This is a genomic window from Cellulosilyticum sp. I15G10I2, assembly GCF_900095725.1.
GTDB lineage: Bacteria > Bacillota > Clostridia > Lachnospirales > Cellulosilyticaceae > FMMP01.
Genome location: NZ_FMMP01000020.1, coordinates 58927 through 79398, shown reverse-complemented (window position 1 = coordinate 79398; position 20472 = coordinate 58927). Strand labels below are relative to the sequence as shown.

General features: G+C 34.4%; 16 protein-coding genes. All 16 read right to left on the bottom strand.

Annotated elements, in window-relative coordinates; genetic code table 11:
- Positions 1-194 precede the first annotated feature (194 nt).
- Positions 195-404 carry a zinc ribbon domain-containing protein gene (locus BN3326_RS17950; RefSeq protein ID WP_070000629.1) on the bottom strand — a complete coding sequence of 70 codons (210 nt, stop codon included), beginning with the start codon at positions 402-404 and terminating at the stop codon, positions 195-197.
- 38 nt (positions 405-442) lie between these two features.
- Positions 443-820 (bottom strand): DUF2500 domain-containing protein, encoded by a 378-nt coding sequence (locus tag BN3326_RS17945; protein WP_070000628.1) that lies wholly within the window; start codon positions 818-820, stop codon positions 443-445.
- Between the two features lie 187 nt (positions 821-1007).
- Positions 1008-3530 (bottom strand): beta-mannosidase, encoded by a 2523-nt coding sequence (locus BN3326_RS17940; RefSeq protein WP_070000627.1) that lies wholly within the window; start codon positions 3528-3530, stop codon positions 1008-1010.
- Positions 3531-3546: 16 nt separating this feature from the next.
- On the bottom strand, positions 3547-4908 hold the full coding sequence (locus tag BN3326_RS17935) for a GH1 family beta-glucosidase (protein WP_070000626.1): 1362 nt from the start codon (positions 4906-4908) through the stop codon (positions 3547-3549).
- Between the two features lie 18 nt (positions 4909-4926).
- A complete protein-coding gene (locus BN3326_RS17930; protein ID WP_070000625.1) occupies positions 4927-5769 on the bottom strand; it encodes a carbohydrate ABC transporter permease in 843 nt (280 codons plus the stop codon).
- A 9-nt stretch (positions 5770-5778) separates the two neighbouring features.
- The gene (locus tag BN3326_RS17925) at positions 5779-6657 is read right to left on the bottom strand and encodes a carbohydrate ABC transporter permease (RefSeq protein ID WP_070000624.1); all 879 of its coding nucleotides are present in this window, start codon (positions 6655-6657) and stop codon (positions 5779-5781) included.
- A 69-nt stretch (positions 6658-6726) separates the two neighbouring features.
- Positions 6727-8049, bottom strand: coding sequence for an extracellular solute-binding protein (locus BN3326_RS17920; protein ID WP_070000623.1), 1323 nt, complete (start codon positions 8047-8049; stop codon positions 6727-6729).
- Positions 8050-8400: 351 nt separating this feature from the next.
- Complete coding sequence (locus BN3326_RS17915; RefSeq protein ID WP_070000622.1) at positions 8401-9471, bottom strand: response regulator transcription factor; 1071 nt, start codon at positions 9469-9471, stop codon at positions 8401-8403.
- Positions 9464-11224 carry a sensor histidine kinase gene (locus BN3326_RS17910; RefSeq protein WP_070000621.1) on the bottom strand — a complete coding sequence of 587 codons (1761 nt, stop codon included), beginning with the start codon at positions 11222-11224 and terminating at the stop codon, positions 9464-9466. The genes BN3326_RS17915 and BN3326_RS17910 overlap by 8 nt, the downstream gene beginning before the upstream one ends.
- A gap of 217 nt (positions 11225-11441) precedes the next feature.
- On the bottom strand, positions 11442-12482 hold the full coding sequence (locus BN3326_RS17905; RefSeq protein WP_070000620.1) for a YncE family protein: 1041 nt from the start codon (positions 12480-12482) through the stop codon (positions 11442-11444).
- Positions 12483-12788: 306 nt separating this feature from the next.
- Entirely contained in the window at positions 12789-13409 is a 621-nt protein-coding gene (locus BN3326_RS17900; protein ID WP_070000619.1) for a superoxide dismutase, read from the bottom strand.
- 349 nt (positions 13410-13758) lie between these two features.
- Positions 13759-13935, bottom strand: coding sequence for a hypothetical protein (locus tag BN3326_RS22080; protein ID WP_171903860.1), 177 nt, complete (start codon positions 13933-13935; stop codon positions 13759-13761).
- Positions 13936-14874: 939 nt separating this feature from the next.
- A complete protein-coding gene (recD2, locus tag BN3326_RS17895; protein ID WP_070000618.1) occupies positions 14875-17007 on the bottom strand; it encodes an SF1B family DNA helicase RecD2 in 2133 nt (710 codons plus the stop codon).
- 115 nt (positions 17008-17122) lie between these two features.
- Positions 17123-17749, bottom strand: a complete 627-nt coding sequence (locus tag BN3326_RS17890; RefSeq protein WP_207646368.1) for a YczE/YyaS/YitT family protein — start codon at positions 17747-17749, stop codon at positions 17123-17125.
- A 194-nt stretch (positions 17750-17943) separates the two neighbouring features.
- Positions 17944-19017 carry an aldose 1-epimerase family protein gene (locus BN3326_RS17885; protein WP_171903859.1) on the bottom strand — a complete coding sequence of 358 codons (1074 nt, stop codon included), beginning with the start codon at positions 19015-19017 and terminating at the stop codon, positions 17944-17946.
- A gap of 84 nt (positions 19018-19101) precedes the next feature.
- Entirely contained in the window at positions 19102-20472 is a 1371-nt protein-coding gene (locus tag BN3326_RS17880) for a sedoheptulokinase (RefSeq protein ID WP_070000617.1), read from the bottom strand.

Sequence of the window (20472 nt, the reverse complement as noted above, 5' to 3'; positions counted from 1 at the left end):
TTACCCAGCCCATTATTAAATATGTAATTTGACATATATATTTTTTTCATTATTCAACCTCAAAGTTTCACCTTATAGAGATATTTATGTCAAACTGTTTAAATAGGCGGGCATATTGATGCGTAAACACGGGTTGTTTTCTTAAATATAAAAGCCACCCAGGTAGGGTGGCAATAATTGCATTAATATATTCATCATGAGGTTAAGAAGTCTAGTATATTCCAACCAGCTGTTGTCTTGGACTTATAAAGTTCTGTATAGCCGCATCTTGAACAACTAATCGTAATAAACTTCTTGTTTTGCACATCAAATATTTTTGCAAAATTCCCTCCTGTTGCTTGAAATTGATCTGACTCATAATGTGTATTGCCACACTTTTGACATACATATTGTTTGCTTTCCATAACTTTGTTCCTCCTCATTCTAATAGATGGTGTAATGCTTAAATTCTATCAAATTTAACAAATAAGCTGCCTTGAAAATTAAGAATTCCTGTATCACCTTCTACTATATAACCTATTTGATGTGAAGGAATAGCCAGTTCCATTCGCTCCCCATTTTCAAGCTCAAAAGTAGCATAATAATAGGTGCTAGAAAGGGTATGCCCGTGCATATCGTTGTGTGATGTATGCCCACCTCGCACTTGTGTACGTTTAGCAACCACTTTAGCTCTAACTGGAATAATAGGTTTTCTCTTATCTTTTGCTATATTTACTATTCTGTAAATAATAGTTCCAAAAACAAAGATAAAACCTAATAATATGATAACGGGTACAATATTAAACATCATATCAAAAGCTCCAAATCCAACTTGACTCATTCTTAACCCTCCTCTTTTTCTATCTTTATGTTTTTATTATAACCTAAATTTATATATATGTTCAAAAATATTACTTAAGATATTTTCAAATGAAAATTTATTTCAAGTCAAAAAGGTTTAGAAGTGCAACTCACTTCTAAACCTCTGATGCTTCGCCCCCTATGCAAAACCCCTATATATATACTCTTCATTTTGTTCTATTATTTATAGCTTGAACTGTTATTTTCAGATCAACTATTTTAGGGTTTTGAGTCCATAATAAAATCTCTTTTTCTTCATTTGGCATCAGATCAAAATAATTGTCACTAAGTTTAATGCCATCTAAATCTCCAGCTATTTTTACGAACTTTGCAAAACAATCTGTTTTGATTTTTAATTTTATTTCCTGTTCTGATAGAACTTCTTTCCTTACATCTAAGGTACAAGGTGGAAGATTTAAATCTTTATAATCATAAAAGAATAATATATTTTGATCTACTTTACCTTCTAAGGATTTTACATACATAAATTCAAAATTTGCATAGGTTACGTTTATTCTATTTTTAAAAAAAACCTTTATTTTAAGAGATTGTTTGGGCTTAACATATACTGGTACTTCTTCGTAGTATTCATTGTGTCCAAAAAAATCTTGAAGTCCAACTATCAATGTATCTTCATAGATTTCACAAGTATCATTTGAAACCCATAGCGAGAAATAATCTAACGTTTCTTCTTTAAAAGAAATAATTATAGGTTTATAAACACGTTTTGTATAATAATAACCAGCTTTAGGACGTCCAAAAAAATCAGCGATACTCCAGCTCATAGTCGGCCAACAATCATTAAGCTGCCATATAATAGAACCTCCACATTCTGGCCACCTTCTTCTATAGTGCTCTATACCATATTTTAATCCTTCTGCCTGAGCCATCATAGAAAAATCAATATATTCCTCAAGATTATGCGGAAGCCCTGTATAACCTTCCATTAATAACTTTCCACGATCTGGCCGCTTGTCTTTATTACGATATTTCATTTCAAAACTGTCAAAATATAAATCTTCTTTTGGAATACACGCTTCTAACGTTTCCATAACCGGTAAAGCATGCATTCCAAACTCTGATGCAAACTTGCACATATCTTCTGCAAATCTTTTAAAGGATATACCATGAGGCGAATTATCTACCAGTACAGGCTCTCCATATTTTCTTGGATAGATCTGCCCTGCCCAAACTTGCCAATTGTGCTTATCACCCTGTTCATCACTATTGGGGTCATTACCCCCAAAAGGTGAACTTGGCCAATAAAGCCTGCTTGGGTCTAACTCTTGTAATATTTCTGGCATTAAATCATGATAGATTTTTTCTCCATATAGTCTTAAATCTACTAACTGAGGTAACTTTTGCCCATGAAGCCACTGAATTTCATTATTTCCGCACCATATAGCGAGTGAGGGGTGATTTCTAAGTGCTTTTACAATATAACGTATTTCGGCTTTAACATTGCTCATGAATTCAAAGTCAAAGTCTGGGTAGGAAGAACAAGTAAACATAAAATCCTGCCAAATGAGTATCCCTGATGCATCACATGTCTCATAAAAAATCTCTTTTTCATAAATGCCACCGCCCCAGATCCTCAGCATATTCATATTACCTTCTTTAGCTAATTGAATCCAGTCCACATATGTCTTTTTATCTATTGTTCCAATTAAACTATGGGCGGGTACCCAATTAGCGCCCTTTACAAAAACACCTACACCATTTAATACAAACATAAAGCGTGAATTCCCAGCTTCATCTTTTTGTTGAATTTCTAATTGGCGAATACCTACTTTTTGAACTTTAGTATCAATCAATCGATCTTCTTCGAATAATTCTATTCTAAGATCATATAAAAAAGGTTCTCCTAAATCATGGGTCCACCAGAGTTTAGGATGATTAACCTCAAAGGTCATATGTATAGGGTTGTTTTCATCAACCTTTATTTCTTGGCTGTAGACTGATTTTTCTTCTTCCATCATATCTATTTTAACCTTCAAACGCTTATTTGAGGCTTGTTTTAACCCAATATCTAAACTCACCTCTGCTCTGTCACAGCTTAAATGAGTTGTTGTAAAATAGCTATAATCTATACTTACTTTCTTATGACATTGTAATTCTACTTCTTTCCAGATTCCTGCCGTTAATAATCTAGGCCCCCAATCCCATCTGAAATTCATTTGTGCTTTTCTGGCCCACACACGATTTCTGCTATAAGAAAACCACATTTTGCTGTAATCTTTTCGCTCCGTGACAGTTATTACTGAGTCAAAACTAATAAGCACCTCGTTTATACCATACTGAATAAAAGGTGTAATATCTACTTTAAAAGGAATAAACATATTGCTATGTATGCCAAGCTTCTGTCCATTTAGGTATACTGTAGCAAACGTATCTAGACCTTGAAAAACAAGCTCTATCACTTCATCATTTTGAATTTCTTCGTTAAAAGCAAACCGAGTTCTATAAACCCATATCTTATCTTCAACCCACCTGCATTTTTCTGCATTGGTTGAGTAAAAAGGATCTTCAATAATCCCCTGCTGCATTAATGCAGAATGCACATCTCCGGGAACTTTCACAGGGATCCACATAGAGTCTTCCATATCAAAATCTTTTAACTTTAGCTCTGAAATATTGTCTTTATCATATCCTTTTAGCTGCCAGCCACTGGTTAAGCTTGTTTTTTTCATTTCTCTCCCCCCTAAGTTAATCCGCCTCAGTATCTATACTGTTAGTTTCAATGACTTTTTGATACCAATAAGCGCTGTCTTTCCATATCCTGTCTTTAGAATCGTAATCAATATAGATAAGTCCAAAACGCTTGCCATATCCAAATGCCCATTCAAAATTATCCATCAGGGACCATACATAATAGGCTTCCAGCCTCACCCCTTGTTGTATAGCCTTATAAGCTTCCTTAAAATGCTCTTTTAAAAACTTAATACGATATGAATCATTTACGCTTAGCTCTTCTGATAACACATCTTGAAATGCCGCACCATTTTCAGTTATATAAATAAGAGGGTAATCATAATTTTTACTAAGATCCAATAAAAGATCATATAAACCTTCGGCATATATTTCCCAGTTCATTGCTGTATATTCTGAGTCTGATGGTTTCACCTCTATAAAGTTTAAAGGATCTTTTCCCCCACCCTGTTTTATAATTTTTCTAAAATAATAATTAACACCTAGAAAGTCACATCTGTTTTTAGATAGAATTTCTAAATCTTCATCAGATACTATAGGCGCACCAAAAGTTTCTTTAAAATAATCCCATATATCTTTAGGATATTCCCCTTTTAATACTGGGTCTAAAAACCAACGATTGTGATAACCATCTACAAAAAGTGCTGCCTGTTGGTCTTCTTGAGAGCATGAAGCTGCTTTAATAGGATATAAATTTAAGGTAATACCAATTTGCCCATCTTGCCCCATATGTCTATAGGCCTCTACCGTTTTGGCATGAGATAGTATTAAATGATGGGTGACTTGTATTGCGGTTCTTATATCTTTTTTACCTGGAGCGTGTCTGCCAACATAATGACCGGCATACGCAACTACCCATGGTTCGTTATGGGTAATCCATTTTTTTACCCTGTCTCCAAATAGTTTAAACATGAGTGAAGCGTATTCCACAAAATCATCTACGACTTGGAGATTTGCCCATCCGCCATAAGCATCCTGCAGTGCTTGAGGTAGATCCCAATGATACAAAGTTATAATAGGCTCAATACCATTTTCTATAAGCCCATCAATTAACCGATTATAGAAGTCAACCCCTTTTTGATTAATATCCCCTTTCCCCTGCGGCAATACTCTTGCCCACGCAATAGAAAAACGATAACTTTTAATCCCTATCGTTTTCATGATTTTAAGATCTTCTTTAAATCTATGATAATGATCACATCCTACATCGCCATGGTCACCACTATCAATCTTCCCTGGAATATGACTAAAAGTATCCCAGATTGATGGACCTTTGCCCTCTTCAAAGGCACTACCTTCAATCTGATAGGCAGCTGTTGCTGTACCCCAAATAAATGTTTTCGGAAATTTATAATGCATAACGTACCTCCTTTATTTTTACCCTTTAACAGCACCTGCTGTCATACCATTAATAATTTGCTCTTGTAAGATGAGATAAATAATAATAATAGGAATAGAAGTAATCATCATAGCTGCCATAAGCTCTGCATAGTTACTGGAATATGCCCCAATAAAGTTATATAATCCTAAAGGCAGCGTTTTTTTGCTGTCTGAGGATATAAAAACAAGTGCAAAAGAAAATTCTTTCCAATTGTTTAAGAAATTCAAAATAATAACTGTAGCTAGTGCCGGACGCGACATAGGCAGTATAATATTAGTAAATAGTTTTGACATGCTGCAGTGATCCATAATGGCCGCTTCGATAATAGAGTCAGGAAATGCACGAATAAAACTTTCTAGAATAAATATTGTCAGTGGCAGCCCAAAAGCCGTATAAGCTAATATCAAAGAGAATGGACTATCTAATAACCGAAGTGTCCTCATCTGAATAAACAAAGGAACTAGTACAGACTGCATGGGTATAAGCATTCCCACAATAAATAATGAATAAATATATTTTCTCAACCTAAATTCAAATTTTGCAAGAATAAAAGCAGCAAGTGCCCCAATGACAATGGTAAGTAGTATTGATATTACCGCTACAAAAATACTATTAAAGAAATATACATTCATTTTTGCAGTTTTCCAAGCATTGATATAATTCTCAAAATGCAGTGCTTTGGGCAGACTAAAGGTATTTAGCGTAATCTCTGCATTTGTTTTTAAAGAGGTATAGGCCATCCATATTAGGGGATATAGTGTCGTCATCGAAGCTAAAGACAAGATAATGAATAATAGTACTCTGTTTATTTTTTGTATGTAATTATATTTTCTTATCATTTTTTCCTCCTATACGGTTTCTGATTGACTCATCAGCTTACGGCTTATGATAATAAAGCTAAAACTAATGATAAAAATAACCAATGAGACAGCGCTGCCATAGCCATACTTATAAACCTCGAAAGTTTTATTATACATATAAGTTGCCATAAGCTCGGTAGCATGAGCTGGCCCTCCTTTTGTCATAACAAAAACCAAGTCAAAAGTACGCATACTCCCAGCAATACAAAGCACTACTGCTGCCATAATAGAATCCCAAATCATAGGAACTGTAATATTAACGAGTTTACACCACTCATTTGCTCCATCAACATTGGCAGCTTCAAAAATTTCCGAAGGAATATTTTGCAAAGCAGCCAAAAAAATAATCATATACAACCCAAAAAACTGCCAGACAATAACAAAACATATGGTATAAATAGCAATGTTGGGATCTCCCAACCAATCCATAGCGATTTGATCTAGTCCTATTTTGTTTAGTACCCCATTAAGAATACCTACTTGTGAGTTTAAAATAGTAGACCACAACAAACCCACAACAACAGTAGATAAAATCATAGGCATAAAAAAAACGGTTCTAAAGAAGCTTGAACTTTTAAGCTTCTTATTTAAAATAATTGCAATAATAAGACCTAAAGGGATTTGCCCAAAAACGGATGCTATAACAACAATAATATTGTTTTTGAAAGAATGCCAAAAAATCCTATCTGTTAATATTTCTTTAAAATTTTTAAGGCCTATATACTGAGGGTCACTTAATCCATTCCAACTATAAAAACCATAGAAAAAAGATCTTATAATAGGCAGGATGACAAAAACAATAAAAATAAGCAACGCTGGTAATAAGCCTAAAATAATCGTTTTCTTGTTTTTAAATAATATATCCATTGCTTTCACTCCTTAAAAAGTAAAAAGAGGATACTATAAATTATAGTTTATTATCCTCTTTTCAAAAATCTATTCTAGTGCTTTTTGTAAATCATTTGCCAATTGTTCTGGTTGTACGGCACCCAGCATAACAGCTTGCAGTCCATTATTCACAATATCTGTAAGTTCCGAATTTAAAGCTGAGTCATATACCGTTACCATAGGATATTTTTGAATAAGTGATACCATTTTTTTGTAAGCAGGATCTAAATCCATTTCACTAATATTAACTGTTACAGATGATACCGGTATATTAGACGCCGCATACATTTTTTGTGCATCATCATCTGTTAAAAACTGAATCAGTTTCTTGATAGCTGCTTCTTGTTCTGGTGTTACTTTGGCACTTATAGCAATGCCTGTGCTACTAACACCAGACATCGTACTCGGATCCCCTTTTCCATCTTCAAGCTTTGGAAGAATAGTAAGCTCTACATTTTCTTTGATATCATCTGGTGCATTTTTGATCATTTCTGGTAAGATCCAAGACCCACCGATCATCATAGCTGCCTCACCTTTATAAAAATAGCTGCGCATCTGCACTTCATCAATACTATTGTAATCCTTGTTAAACGCTCCAATATCTACAAGTTCTTTCATCTTATGTAGTGCTTCGATAAACTCTTGATCTGTGAATTTACTTCCTGATCGCCCTAAAACACTCTCCAGCCATTCGCTACCAGTTTGTCTATTCGCTAAATTGCTAAAAATAGTTGATTGTACAGGCCATTTTGCTTTATTACCTAGAGCAATAGGAATAATCCCTTTTTCATTAAAAACACCAATAACTTCCTTTAACTCTTCATATGTTTCGGGTGCCTTTAATCCATACTGATCAAAAAGCGCTTTGTTATAGAATAAAATGGAGGTAATTGAAATACCGAGCCCCGCCGAATATGTTTTTCCATTAAATGTGAATTCATCAAGTGCCTTACTTGTAAAAGAATTTTTCCATTCTGGATTTTCCTCTAAATAAGATGAGATATCTTTGATTAAAGAGGAGTCCACAAATTCTTTTGTCATAGCATTAGGCCATATAAGAAATGCATCCGGTAATTGTCCTGCAGCTGCTTCTGTTTTAAGTTTCGTTTGATATTGATCTCTAGGTATCTTTTGTTCGTCAATGATATATTCTGGATGAAGCTCTCTAAACTGTTCCATACGCTTTGCCATAAAATCTGCTCTTTGATCTTCCCCTACAAAAGAATGCCATAATGTAAATTTAACTGTCTGATCTTGTTCTATCGCCACCTCATTATTTACCTCTTTATTAGAATTTACTTGCTGGCCACAGCCAACTGAAGTACCAACCAAACCTAGTATAAGTAATAAATTTACTATTTTCTTAAACATCAATATCCTCCTCATAATCTGTTTTCTGAGAGCGCTCTTCTATGGTTAATTATAGCAATACTCCTTTTTAATTAAAATCTTTAATTCTTCGAAATTATCTATTATTCTTCGAATTTAATACATCTCTACTAATTTATAGGTTATATTTGCTTACTTTATTTTCTCAACAACTCTAGCTATTGTATAAGTAGTATGTTTTATTATTCTTTTTTTGAATTTTTATAGTTATTTACACAACCACCTCAATAACCTTAACACGAAAGCGTGCCAAACGAACTTTTCTATTTTTAAAATAAAAACCATAAATACCGTTAAGATATTCATGGTCTACTCAGAACACTATTTATTCAGCTATTGCGATAACTCACAATACTTAGTTGGAGATATCCCTACACTTTTCTTAAAAACACTGCTGAAATATTTATAATCTTTATAGCCTACCTTATAAGCTACTTCATAAATCTTATATTCCTTTTCAAGTAGATAATGCTTGGCCGCTTCAATACGCAATTTATTGAGGTAATCTGTAAAACTTTCCCCTTTTGTTTTTTTGAAAACGTGACTAAAATAGTTGGCGCTTAACGCAACAATCTCCGCTATATTATCTACAGTTAAATCCTCATGATAATGGGATTCCATATAGTCCATCGCTTTTTTTATAAGGGCCCTGTGTCCGCCTCCTTCTCCTTTTTGATCTTGGATCCATTCACATATGACTTTGGTTAGATGGTACAGCCACTGCGTCAATTCATGCTTTAAGTTAAGCTGAATAAGCATAGTCTCCCTGTTATGATATAGTTCTAGATGGGCATCCCTCAGCTGATAGCCATCCAAATACAGGAGCTTTTCTACGTTTGTAAGTATATGTATGATAAGTTTTTTATAGTTCTTTAAAGTCATATTGCTTTCATCTAAGCGATTGATAACAGGCGTTAAATTTAAAACGGCCTCTGAAGTTAATCCCATACGCACAGCATTAAAATAGGGCTCTAGCATATGCTCTAGCTCTTGATAATGTCTTAGATGCAGCAATTCTCCAAACAACTCTTGTTCAAGGGCATGTTTAACACTCATAATAACTTTCTCTAATTCTTCGACAACAATAGGTTTAATAAGATAATCTACGGCGCCATATTTAACAGCTTGTTGTGCATAAGAAAATTCATCGTAGCCGCTTAATATAATAACCTTTGTTTGGGGCATATCGTCTTTTAATGTTTGTAGTAGCTCGATTCCATTCATTTTCGGCATTCTAATATCTGTAAGTACAATCTGCGGCCTTACCTCTCGGCATATTTCAAGTGCTTGCAAGCCATCTCTTGCAACACCAACAACTTCAATATGATAGGCTTCCCAGTTGATAGTTAATGCCAAGCCATCTCTTATCATTTTCTCATCATCTACAATTACTAATTTAATCACTGCTACCCTCCCCTTTTGAATAGGCCTTTGGAACACTTATCTTAACTTTTGTTCCAACGTTAACTTCGCTGCTAATAACGAGTCCATAAACATTTCCAAAATATAACTGGATTCTTTCATGAACATTTTTAATGCCATATCCCATTTCTGAATCCTGTTCTCCCTTAAAGATGGCATCAATTTTCTCTCTTGTCATCCCTATCCCATTATCTATAACTTCTAAGATAATATCTTCTCCTTTTTCATAACCTAAAATTTGAACATATCCATATTCATCAAGATGGGCAATACCATGTATAAGTGCATTTTCTACAAGTGGCTGTAAAATAAGCTTAATAATTTTGTATTCCAAAATATCAGGACTCACATCAATTTTAAAGTCTGGTACCACCTCATATCTTAATGCCTGAATTTCTAAATAACTTTTTAAATGTTCTATTTCTTTTCTTATCGTTGTCATTTCGTTACCTTTATTGAGTCCCAGTCTAAAAACATTCGATAGTGCACTAATAATTTCCCCTGTCTTACTCGCTTTTTCCATCCTAGATGTCCAATAGGCAACATCTAATGTATTATATAAAAAATGAGGATTGATCTGCATCTGCAAAGCCTGCAGCTCTGCTTCTTTCTTTTTAAGCTTTGTATCGTATACTTCTTCAACAAGGGCTTTTATGCGTCTAACCATATGATGAAAGCTTTGATAGAGCTGTCCAATTTCATCATCTCTGAAAAACTTTGTATCTACATTTAGGTTCCCCTCTTCAACTTGCTTCATTAGTTCTTTAAGCGTGCTTATTGGATTTGAAATTTTAGAGGATATCACATAGAATGTTAGAAAAGCCGTTAAAATTCCTGCTAAAGTTACGATGATCGTAAGATTACGGGCCGTATTTACTTTGCCTATTAATTCATCAAAAGGCACTTGTCCAATAAAAATAAAGTGCTGAGACACATGATAAGTAATCAGCATATTGCGGCCATCCACATTTTTTCTATAATACCCCCCTTTACTTTCTAATATAGGTTGGTAATAATCCTTCTCACTAATATTTTGTCCTAATTGATCTTTTTGAGAGTGAGATAAGATACGTCCTTCTTTATCAGTTATAAATATAAACCCTGTTTTGCCGAGTTCGATGTCTTTATAAATAGCATTCATATTTTTTTCGCTGACATCAATTCTAATCATTCCCAGACTCTTTGACAACTGATTGATATCATTAATTCTTCTAAAAAAAGAAATAATATACTGATTGCCTAGGGTTTGATAAAAACGCTTATAAGTTGGAGAAATGATATAGTTTCCATTCTTTGGTAAATCATTTTTTGTTATATTCATCTTATGCGTCTCAAGGTTAATTGAAGAACCTGCTGTTTCAAAAATTCTGCCGTTATCACCATATATATTAATTGAAGCAATATAAGACTTAGAGTTCGTTAAATTTGCAAACTGTTCATTCATCTGAATAAGGGCTTCTGTTGCTTCATAATCTTGAGAGGGGTTAAGTTTTAAAAGATATCTAACTTCACGATTTGCAAGGGTATATTTTGACATGTCATTAATATCGCCCACCAGACCTAAGAAATTTTTATCAATTTGCTTTAAAGTATGTAATGTTGCTTCACTCACTTGCGACTGAATGACACTTTTAATCCACCAAAAAGAAATACCTTCTACTATAATCAGTATTAAGATAACAACCACAAAAAAATAAACTATAAGCTTTGCTTTTAATTTTTTTATAATTCTCATTATTTTGCTTCCTATCTTATATATTTTTATATTTTAAGTATTATCATTAAATAGAGATGTTGTCAATATGTCTATCTTCTCTGCAGAATTCTAAACCCTTGTCATCACAATGCACAAATCATCACATCTTCACAACCCAAATAAGCCAGTAGAAAGTTAATAATCTATCCGCTCTAATAGATTACTAACTTTCTACTGGCTTTATCATCTTTATAAACTAATTTCTTTGAAGAATAGCTAAAAATGCTGGGCCTCTGCCAGTGGGAACAGTGGATAAAATTTTGTCTCTTTTTGTATCTATTATTGATACACTGCTATTTGCAAAATTGGATATGACTACCAATTCACCGCATTTACTCGCTGCTGCTCCATAGGGTTCTTCACGCACAGCTATTTTTGTTATTTCACTATGGGTAAAAACATCTATAACAGATACATTATTATCCCCTCGATTTGCAACATATAACTTCCTTCCACAGTCACTGAATGCAATACCTACCGGAGCATCACCTGTTGCAATATGAGTTGCCGCTTCTGCCAGATTGCTATTTACGGGTGTTATACTGTTATCAAGTTCATTAGTGATAAATACCTGCGCGTTTGTTGGCGATATTTTAACATCTTCTGCGCCGTCTCCGGTATCAATAACCTTTATTACCAAATTTATTTTAAGGTCAATTACAGCAACCTTTCCCTTATCATGCAAGGATACAAAGGCAAGGCTGCCGTCTTTTGTAATATCAATCTGAAATCCTGTGGCTGGTATAGGTATCCCCGTTATAACCTCCATATTTTTTGTACTTAACACGTATATAAAAGGCTCGCCATAATGAACTACATAAATAAACTTTCCATCCTTTGTCACCTTCACCCCAGCAGGGTTTATTCCAACCCTCACTGTATTTACTACTTGATTAAAAATAAGATTAATTACTGAAACCGTATTATCAAAAAAACTCGTTACATAAGCGTATTTACTATCTTGGCTGATGTCAATAGATAAAGCACCATTCCCTACTTTAATTTCAGTTAATTTTGCCGCGTCAATAATATCAATAACCGAGACAGTGGCACCTATATAATCACATACATAAGCCAGTGGATGACCCAGCTCTCTCGCTTTATCAACAATTCTACGTACATCTTTAAAAAACATGCTTTCATTTTTCTGATGCTGCTCTTTAAGCTTTAAATATTCCTCTCTGTTTGCTATATCTAGAGGCCCTTTAATCCTATTAATTAAATTAATAGTGCTCATACACTCTCACCTCCTCAAAAAAAGTTTGCCGCGCACAGATTTTATTAACATCATATGCCCATTTGTCCTTCTATGCGACACAATAATTGTTCTTTTTTAAGTTCTTCATTGTATGTTAACATCTGTTATCTTCAGTCATTTTTAAGTAATATGCTTTTTTATATTGTTTCTCGATATTATAGCCTATTAAAAAAAGTTTACTATTACCCAGTAAATAAGGCTCAAACTAAAAAAGCAGCTTGCTGGCCGATAAAAACCTGCAAACTGCTTTTTTAGAAATATTTTTAAGTGACATTTTTAGCTTAATTATACTCGGGCCACTTCATAACGTTTATTAACTTGATCCCAGTCAAGCACTTCCCAAAAAGCTTTGATATAATCAGCTCTAAGATTTTTGTACTTAAGGTAATAAGCATGCTCCCACACATCAATGCCGAGAATAGGGGTGAGTAAACCATCCTTCATCAAAGGGTTGTCCTGATTAGCAGTTGAACTGATTTGAAGCTTACCTGCCTTATCAGTGGATAACCACGCCCACCCTGATCCAAATTGAGAGATAGCTGCCGCCGAGAGCTTATCTTTTAAGTTTTCAACACTCCCAAAGCTTTCAATAATTTGATTTTTGAGTTCTCCTTCAGGCTCTTTACTGCCACTTGGGGACAGGATACTAAAATACAGGTTGTGATTATAAAATCCGCCGCCGTTATTACGTAGCGCCATATGAAGACCCGGGTCAGTAATGTTGCCAACATTGCTGAGAAGCTCCTCAATAGTTTTCCCAGACAATTCAGGTGACTTTTCAACAGCAGCATTAAGATTGTTAGTATATGCTGCATGGTGCTTAGCATAATGTGTCTGCATAGTCAGTTCATCGATATAAGGTTCGAGTGTATTAAAATCATAAGCTAGTTCTATTTGTTTAAACATAATATATACCTCCTTTATGTTTTATCATTACTTGTTGTATTGTTAATAACATTTTATTTTTTTGATGGCAAACTCTAAAAATATAGTTCACACATTAAGTTCCTATTGGCCTAATAGATAGGTGGCATTACTGAGATAATATCTAATCCCTTCTATACCCAAGTGATTTACTAGGTAATAACAGTATAGCACTTTTCGATTTTGAAAACAAGTATCAATTGATAATTATTTGTTATAAATTTTAAATTTTTCATTCCCTTATCATATGCATGAAAAAACACCTTACTTTAAATTAAATTTAGAGTAAAGTGTTTTTATTTGTATTTAACAGAATTTCTATTAAAACTTATTAGTCTTGATATCCAGATAATTGTTGTTGTGCAGAGTTAAGTGATTCTATTGCTTGTTGAATCTTATTTTTGTTATCTGGTTTTTCTGCTGAACTAAGGGCTTGTTGCAATGTACTAACAGTATTTTGTACTGAAGACATACTTTGATCAACGTATTGTTTAGCTTTTCCTGGCATCTGTTACACCTCCTTTAAAAACATTTTCCAACATAGTATTCTCACAAATTAATATCCTATGCATCATAATTATTATCCTCTTAGAATTTAAACTTTATTCTTGTTAAAACTTAAAGTGCCTCTAGTACTTCTAGATTTTATAATACTATTAAATAAAAGAACCTACTTAATTCCATACGTAGTATGGTAAATAAGTAAGTTCTTATTAGATATAAAACCATTTTCTTAGCTTATAAAATTTTCTTTATATGAAAATTTTATAAGCCTTAGTACTCTGTTGGCTCATCTCCAGCTAAAACTGCATCTTTAGCCTCAGTAGTTTGAATGCTTTGGTTACTTTGATTATTCATCTTTGTTTCCTCCTACATTCAGTTTGGTTTTACATTCATATTATGTGTAAAATGTGTGTTCTTATACATTTTTTATGTTGCCAAATTTGTCCACGTTTTATACCATTTTTATGAAATTCTATATTTTTTTAAATTATTCTTTACTTTTTCATATTATATGTTATAATACAGTTAAGGAAGCAGACAACACAACTTCCCCACATTCCCTATTCACTTATTACAGTTTTATCAAGTATTTGGTATTCAGTAGTTTGTCATGAAGTTGGGTTTTTTTTATACCAAAAATTAGTTTAAAGTATGTTGCGTTAGGTTTTTGCGTTGGGTTTATGCGTCGGATTTATGCGTTAGGTTAAACTATTTTTTCAAGACCATTAATATTAAAAATTTAAATGTTTGTAAGTTTCGTTTATTACTATTTTTGTTAGGTATGAAAGCGTTAGGTTTACAATTGAAAGGAATGAATAAGTAATTAATTTATGTGTAGTGTTAAATTGAATAGGGCATGGTAAGTAGCCGATCTGTTTATTAATTTATATAAGCAATCGGCTACTTATTTTTGCTTTCCCCCTACATAGGGACTTACCCTCTTTCAGCCTTGTAATCTTTCAGTAAGCATTGTATTTCTATTCTTGACATCGTTGTTTTTTATGGCTGCATAAATTGCATTTCTATTGCCAACTAAAACGACTGCTCTTTTAGCTCTTGTTATTCCTGTATAGATAAGGTTGCGCTGTAACATAACATAGTGACTAAAAGTAATAGGCATCACCACAATAGGATATTCACTCCCCTGTGCTTTGTGAATAGTCGTTGCGTAGGCAAGAACTATCTCATCAAGTTCCAACACCTCATAGTCTATCTCCCGCTCATCAAAAGTTATTTTTAATATTTTTTCCTCCAGATCAATAGCAGATATAACCCCTATATCTCCGTTAAAAACTTCCTTATCATAATTATTACGTATTTGCATGACTTTATCATAAAGCCTATACTCAGTTGCCCCACGTTTTAAACAAAGTGTGTTTTTATTAAGTGCTGACTGCAAAACTGTATTAAGATTAGCGGCACCCGTTTCTGACCTTTGCATCGGTGTAAGGATTTGAATATCTTTGATTGGATTTACTTTGTAATAGTTAGGTAAACGTTTTGTACACAGATTAACAATTGTATCTATAATGTCTTCATTATTTTCTTGTTCAATAAAGAAGAAGTTACTATTTGAACCCCCTTTAAGGTCAGGATTTTCTCCTTTATTGATCTTATGAGCATTAGTGATAATCTTACTTCCCATAGCCTGTCGAAAAATACGTTCTAGTTTAATTGTAGGCACTACACCTGATGCAATAATATCTCTCAGTACATTGCCAGCACCTATCGAAGGCAGCTGATCAATATCTCCTACTATTACAATAATCATGTGTTCTGGGATAGCTTTAAGCAGATTATACATAAGGATAATATCGATCATAGAAGCTTCATCAATAATAAGCACGTCACCTTCCAGAGGATTATCTTCATTTTTCTCATAGCCTTCAGGCGGTTTGCATTCTAACAAACGATGAACTGTCTTAGCTTCCATCCCAGTAGCTTCACTCATTCTTTTAGCAGCTCTCCCAGTAGGCGCAGTTAAAAGAACCTTCATTTCAGAGTGTTTAAATAAACTGATAATGCCATGGGTTGTTGTCGTTTTCCCCGTACCTGGTCCACCTGTTAGCACCATAACTTTAGAAGTCTCAGCTTGCCTAATGGCCTCTCGCTGTATTGCATCATAAGTGATGTTATCTTCTTTTTCCAATAACGCTATAACCTCACTGCTGTTTTTTACTTTTTTATGCGTATTGCCTTGCATAATTTGTTTTAATCGTCTTGCAACCCCACTTTCACTATAATAAAATGGCGGTAAGTAGACTCTATCAGGTTCCTCTTTTATAAGTTCTTTCTTCCCTATGAGATAATCAATACTCATCACAATCTTTGCTTCTTCAATTTCAAGTATTTCCACACACTTAGTCACTAATTGTTCCGTTGTGGCATAGCAGTGTCCTTCTTCTGAAAGCTGACTGAGTGTAAAAAAAAGTCCTGCTCTGCATCTTTTAAAAGAATTCATATCAATTCCTAATTTAGCTGCTAAGCCATCAGCTGTTTTAAAACCTATGCCATAAACATCATCAGCTAGTTTATATGGGTTTTCTTTAATCACTTCAATACTCTTATTACCATAGACCTTATAAATACGACTTCCAAAAGCAGTAGAAATCCCATAAGACTGCAAAAAGATCATAACATTTTTAATCTCTTTTTGATCTTTCCAAGCTTTTTTTATCATTTCTACACGCTTTTTACCAATGCCAGATACCTCTATGATTCTATCTGGTGCTTCCTCTATGATCTCTAAGGTCTCTTCCTTAAATAGGTTAACAATCTTCTTTGCATAAATAGGGCCAATACCCTTAATAAGTCCACTGCTCAAATATTTTTCTATACCATAAATACTTGCTGGAAGTGATTCTTCCCATTCTTTGGCATCAAATTGCCTGCCATATTTAGGATTGCTTGCCCAAAAACCTTTTAAGGTAATAACTGCACCAACATTCACCGTTGCCATACTTCCCACAACAGTAATAAGATCCATATAACCTTTAGCCTTCACTTTTATAACACTATATCCTGTTTCTTCATTTGCATAGGTTATGCGCTCAACTACGCCACGTAAGCTTTCCATTGTACTCGTTCCTTTTATAGAGTGATATATATGGATAGTATATCATGATTAATACTTTTTATCATCGTTATCCCTCACGCTTTAAGAATTTGTATTTTTATGAATGCTGAAATGACTACCCTATTTCTAAACTCTTATTTCTATCTTTGCCATATAAAAAAGGTTCTGATACATAGGTGTTAAACCACTGGATAATAGGTCCCATAAAAAATGCAGTCATAAGGGTACCCACTCCAACTTTAGCCTGGAATATACAGCCAATTATCACACACAGTACATCCGTACTGATACGGCATAGTCGAAAAGGTATCTTAGTTTTATCTGTTAATATTAATGCCGCTGCATCATAGGCAGATACACCCAGGTTAGCTGTAAAATATAATGATGATGCAAAACACAATAAAATTAAGTCTGCAGCTAAAATCCCTATACGAATCCATAAAGAGTCATCTACAATCATCGTTTGTAGCGCTTGTAGTGTAAAATCTGCAATATAGCCTATCCCAACCAAATTAAATAGTGTTGCAATCCCTATATAATGTCTATCAAGTATAACTACGCCCAAAAGCAAAATGCCTGTAACAATAATAAAAGCATTACCATAACTCAGCCGCGTTAAATTTCCTATACCTGTCACCAAAATTGTAAACGGATCTGTTCCTAATGCAGCAAATCTGAATACGCCAACACAAATACCCGTTATTAGTACTCCCATAAAAGCCATAGTGACACGCTTCATCATTCTTCTTTTCTCCTCTTCTATCTCAACATGTCTATAAATCAAATATGATTATATTGCATCTAATTATAGAGAAACAACATATAAACTTGAGTTATTCATTACTATAATGTTGTTTCTCAGAATGATTTCACATTAAATAACATCGTGAATAAGTTAAACTTTATAATGTGAAATCTATACATTTAGCAATTACATTACTTTAACCCTTTTATTTTTTCCACAAAAGTATCAATCTCCACTTTTCCCTCCAACACGCCTATTTCTACCTCAAATATCATCTTGTCAAAAGGGGCTAAGGTCTTTAGTGTGCCATTGTTTCTTTCTACATCTCTTCCTTCTAAATAATGATTGCCTGGCTCAAGGCCAAGTGCATAATCTCCCGAAGCCATAGACTTCCATTCCACAAGGATAGGGAGCTGCTCTACATTATACTTTACATAGACACCTAAATCTAGTCTGTCATTAATAAGTGCAGCATAGGTATTACAGGTGTCATCAGCTACACTTTCTATATAAAATACATGCTCACTAAACTGATCAATAGGCCCACTTATGTTTTCAAACTCATCCCTATTTTCTTTTGCTATCTCGGTTCGCGGTATGAGTTTATGTTCTGGTACAACCACTCGCGTATTTTCATCAAGTAGCGGATACCCAAAATTAAAATGATATAAAAGCATAACAGGCTGCGCTTCTTGTCCTTCGTTTTCTACAACATCTCGGATCTGTACAGCTTTTGAACCAAGTTTGGTTGCTATCTCTCTTTTTAAAACAAGGTTTTCTTTAAAATGAGCCGCCTCCCGCATTTCACCGGAGATCTTCATTACATATTCCTCGTCTTCCCACCGAGAGACAACACTAACCCATTCAGCAGGTGTATGAGAGATGCGTCCATGAATACTATGTGTATCTCCCATGTCCTCACAGGCAATACCAATATTTGAGAGTCCACAAGTATAAAGCATCCCCCCTTGAAAATATCTTAAAAATTCACCCTGGACAGGATTAAAATATTCGGGCCCGCTTACACCCGGTTTTGATAAAAATCCAAGATTAATACCTTTAAACTTCATGTTCAAAAGATCTAGACACTTACTTTCAAGTACAGTAAAGTCTAATCCCCCGCCTGTTGAAACATCAAAAGCTTTAATCCCCTTGGCCCTGCCCTCGCTCATTTCATAGGGCGTTATAGCTGCAACTTGCCTGATATTTCCCACTTTCTTTAATAGCTCTTGCTTTCGGATTTCTTGATCATATATTTTAGGCATTATTTTTTCCTCCTTAGTATATATACAATAAAGCATTTAATAATTTTATAACTATCCTTTCTCAACTTTAAATCAGTTAATAAACTATAGATAACGGATAAGCCCTTGTGCCTCTTTCAAGCTCTCAAAAGCCCCAGTACCTACAAGTGCAAAAAGTGCTGCCCCATAACTTGCTTCTTCCTTATGAGCTGGTATTTTAACTTCTCTATTAAAGACCTTTGCAATCATCTGTTGCAAAGGCTTATTCATACGCAGCCCATTCCCCGAACCCACCAAAGTTTTTGGAAGCACATCTAGTTCTTTTTGTGCTGCCAAATACAATTCATAAAGTTCACCTGCCATACCTTGAAGTACGCCTATAGTAAAATGCTTGGCTGTAAAATTCTCAGTCCCAAGACGCCCAATTGTCCCTCTTAAGCTCGGATTATCTCGAGTACCGCAAAACTGCGTTGCTATTTCAAGTGGTTCTTCTATTGTTTCAAAACTATATGCTAACTTTTCCATAATATCATATAGATTGGAAGCTTCTTTGCCTGTTGCTAACTCAACGATTTCTCTAAAAAAATGCTCCAGTAATGCATAAGCCCTGCCTCCGCATAAAGGGGCACCTACTAAAATAAAGTCTTGATCTATAAGCGGTCTAGTTTCGAGCTTAGAGCTTTCTTTAAAATAACCACTATAAACTGAAAGCTGACTTGATGTCCCAATGTTTACAAGCAGACAATCCTCACTACTTTTTACAGCACCTATAAAACTTGCTTGATTATCTCCTATCCCAACACTAATAGGCGTATTCAGTGTAGTTGCCTCCATAAGTTGTATACTCTTTGAAACAGCTGGGAAGAAAGTTTTATCTAACCCAGCAGCATCAATAGCCTGAGTATTAAATTGATTCCTTTTTATATCGAATAAGCCAATACTTGCAGCGTTTGAGGGGTGTATTACAGGCTTTGCTGCATTAGAAAGTCTCATTGCAGCATAATCCATAATGGTACAAAGATTTTTGGCTGCTGCAGGCACTTGTTTATTAATCGTATTATAAAAGTGCGTAACCGCCCCAAATCCTGCCGCCAACTTATACCCTGTTATTTGAGATAAATGATCCGCGTAACTTAGCCCTTTCTGATATTCAAGATTACCTCTGCCGTCTTGCCAAGTAAAAAGCGGACTTACTGCCATCCCCTTTTCATCAATATAAACAATACCATGCATCTGCCCTGTTAATCCTATGCACATAATATCTGCATAGTGCGTATGAACTTCCAAGAGCATTTGCTCTATCTGCGCCATAATAACTGATGCATCTTGGAGCTTTTCCCAAGCATATTGACCTTTTATCCCAGCATCATTCTGTTTGGTCAACGTTTTTAAGATTTCGCCCGTTGCAGCATCTAATACAATCATACAAATGGTTGTTGTACCAATATCTATTCCTATTGCAAGTCCCCTATTCAT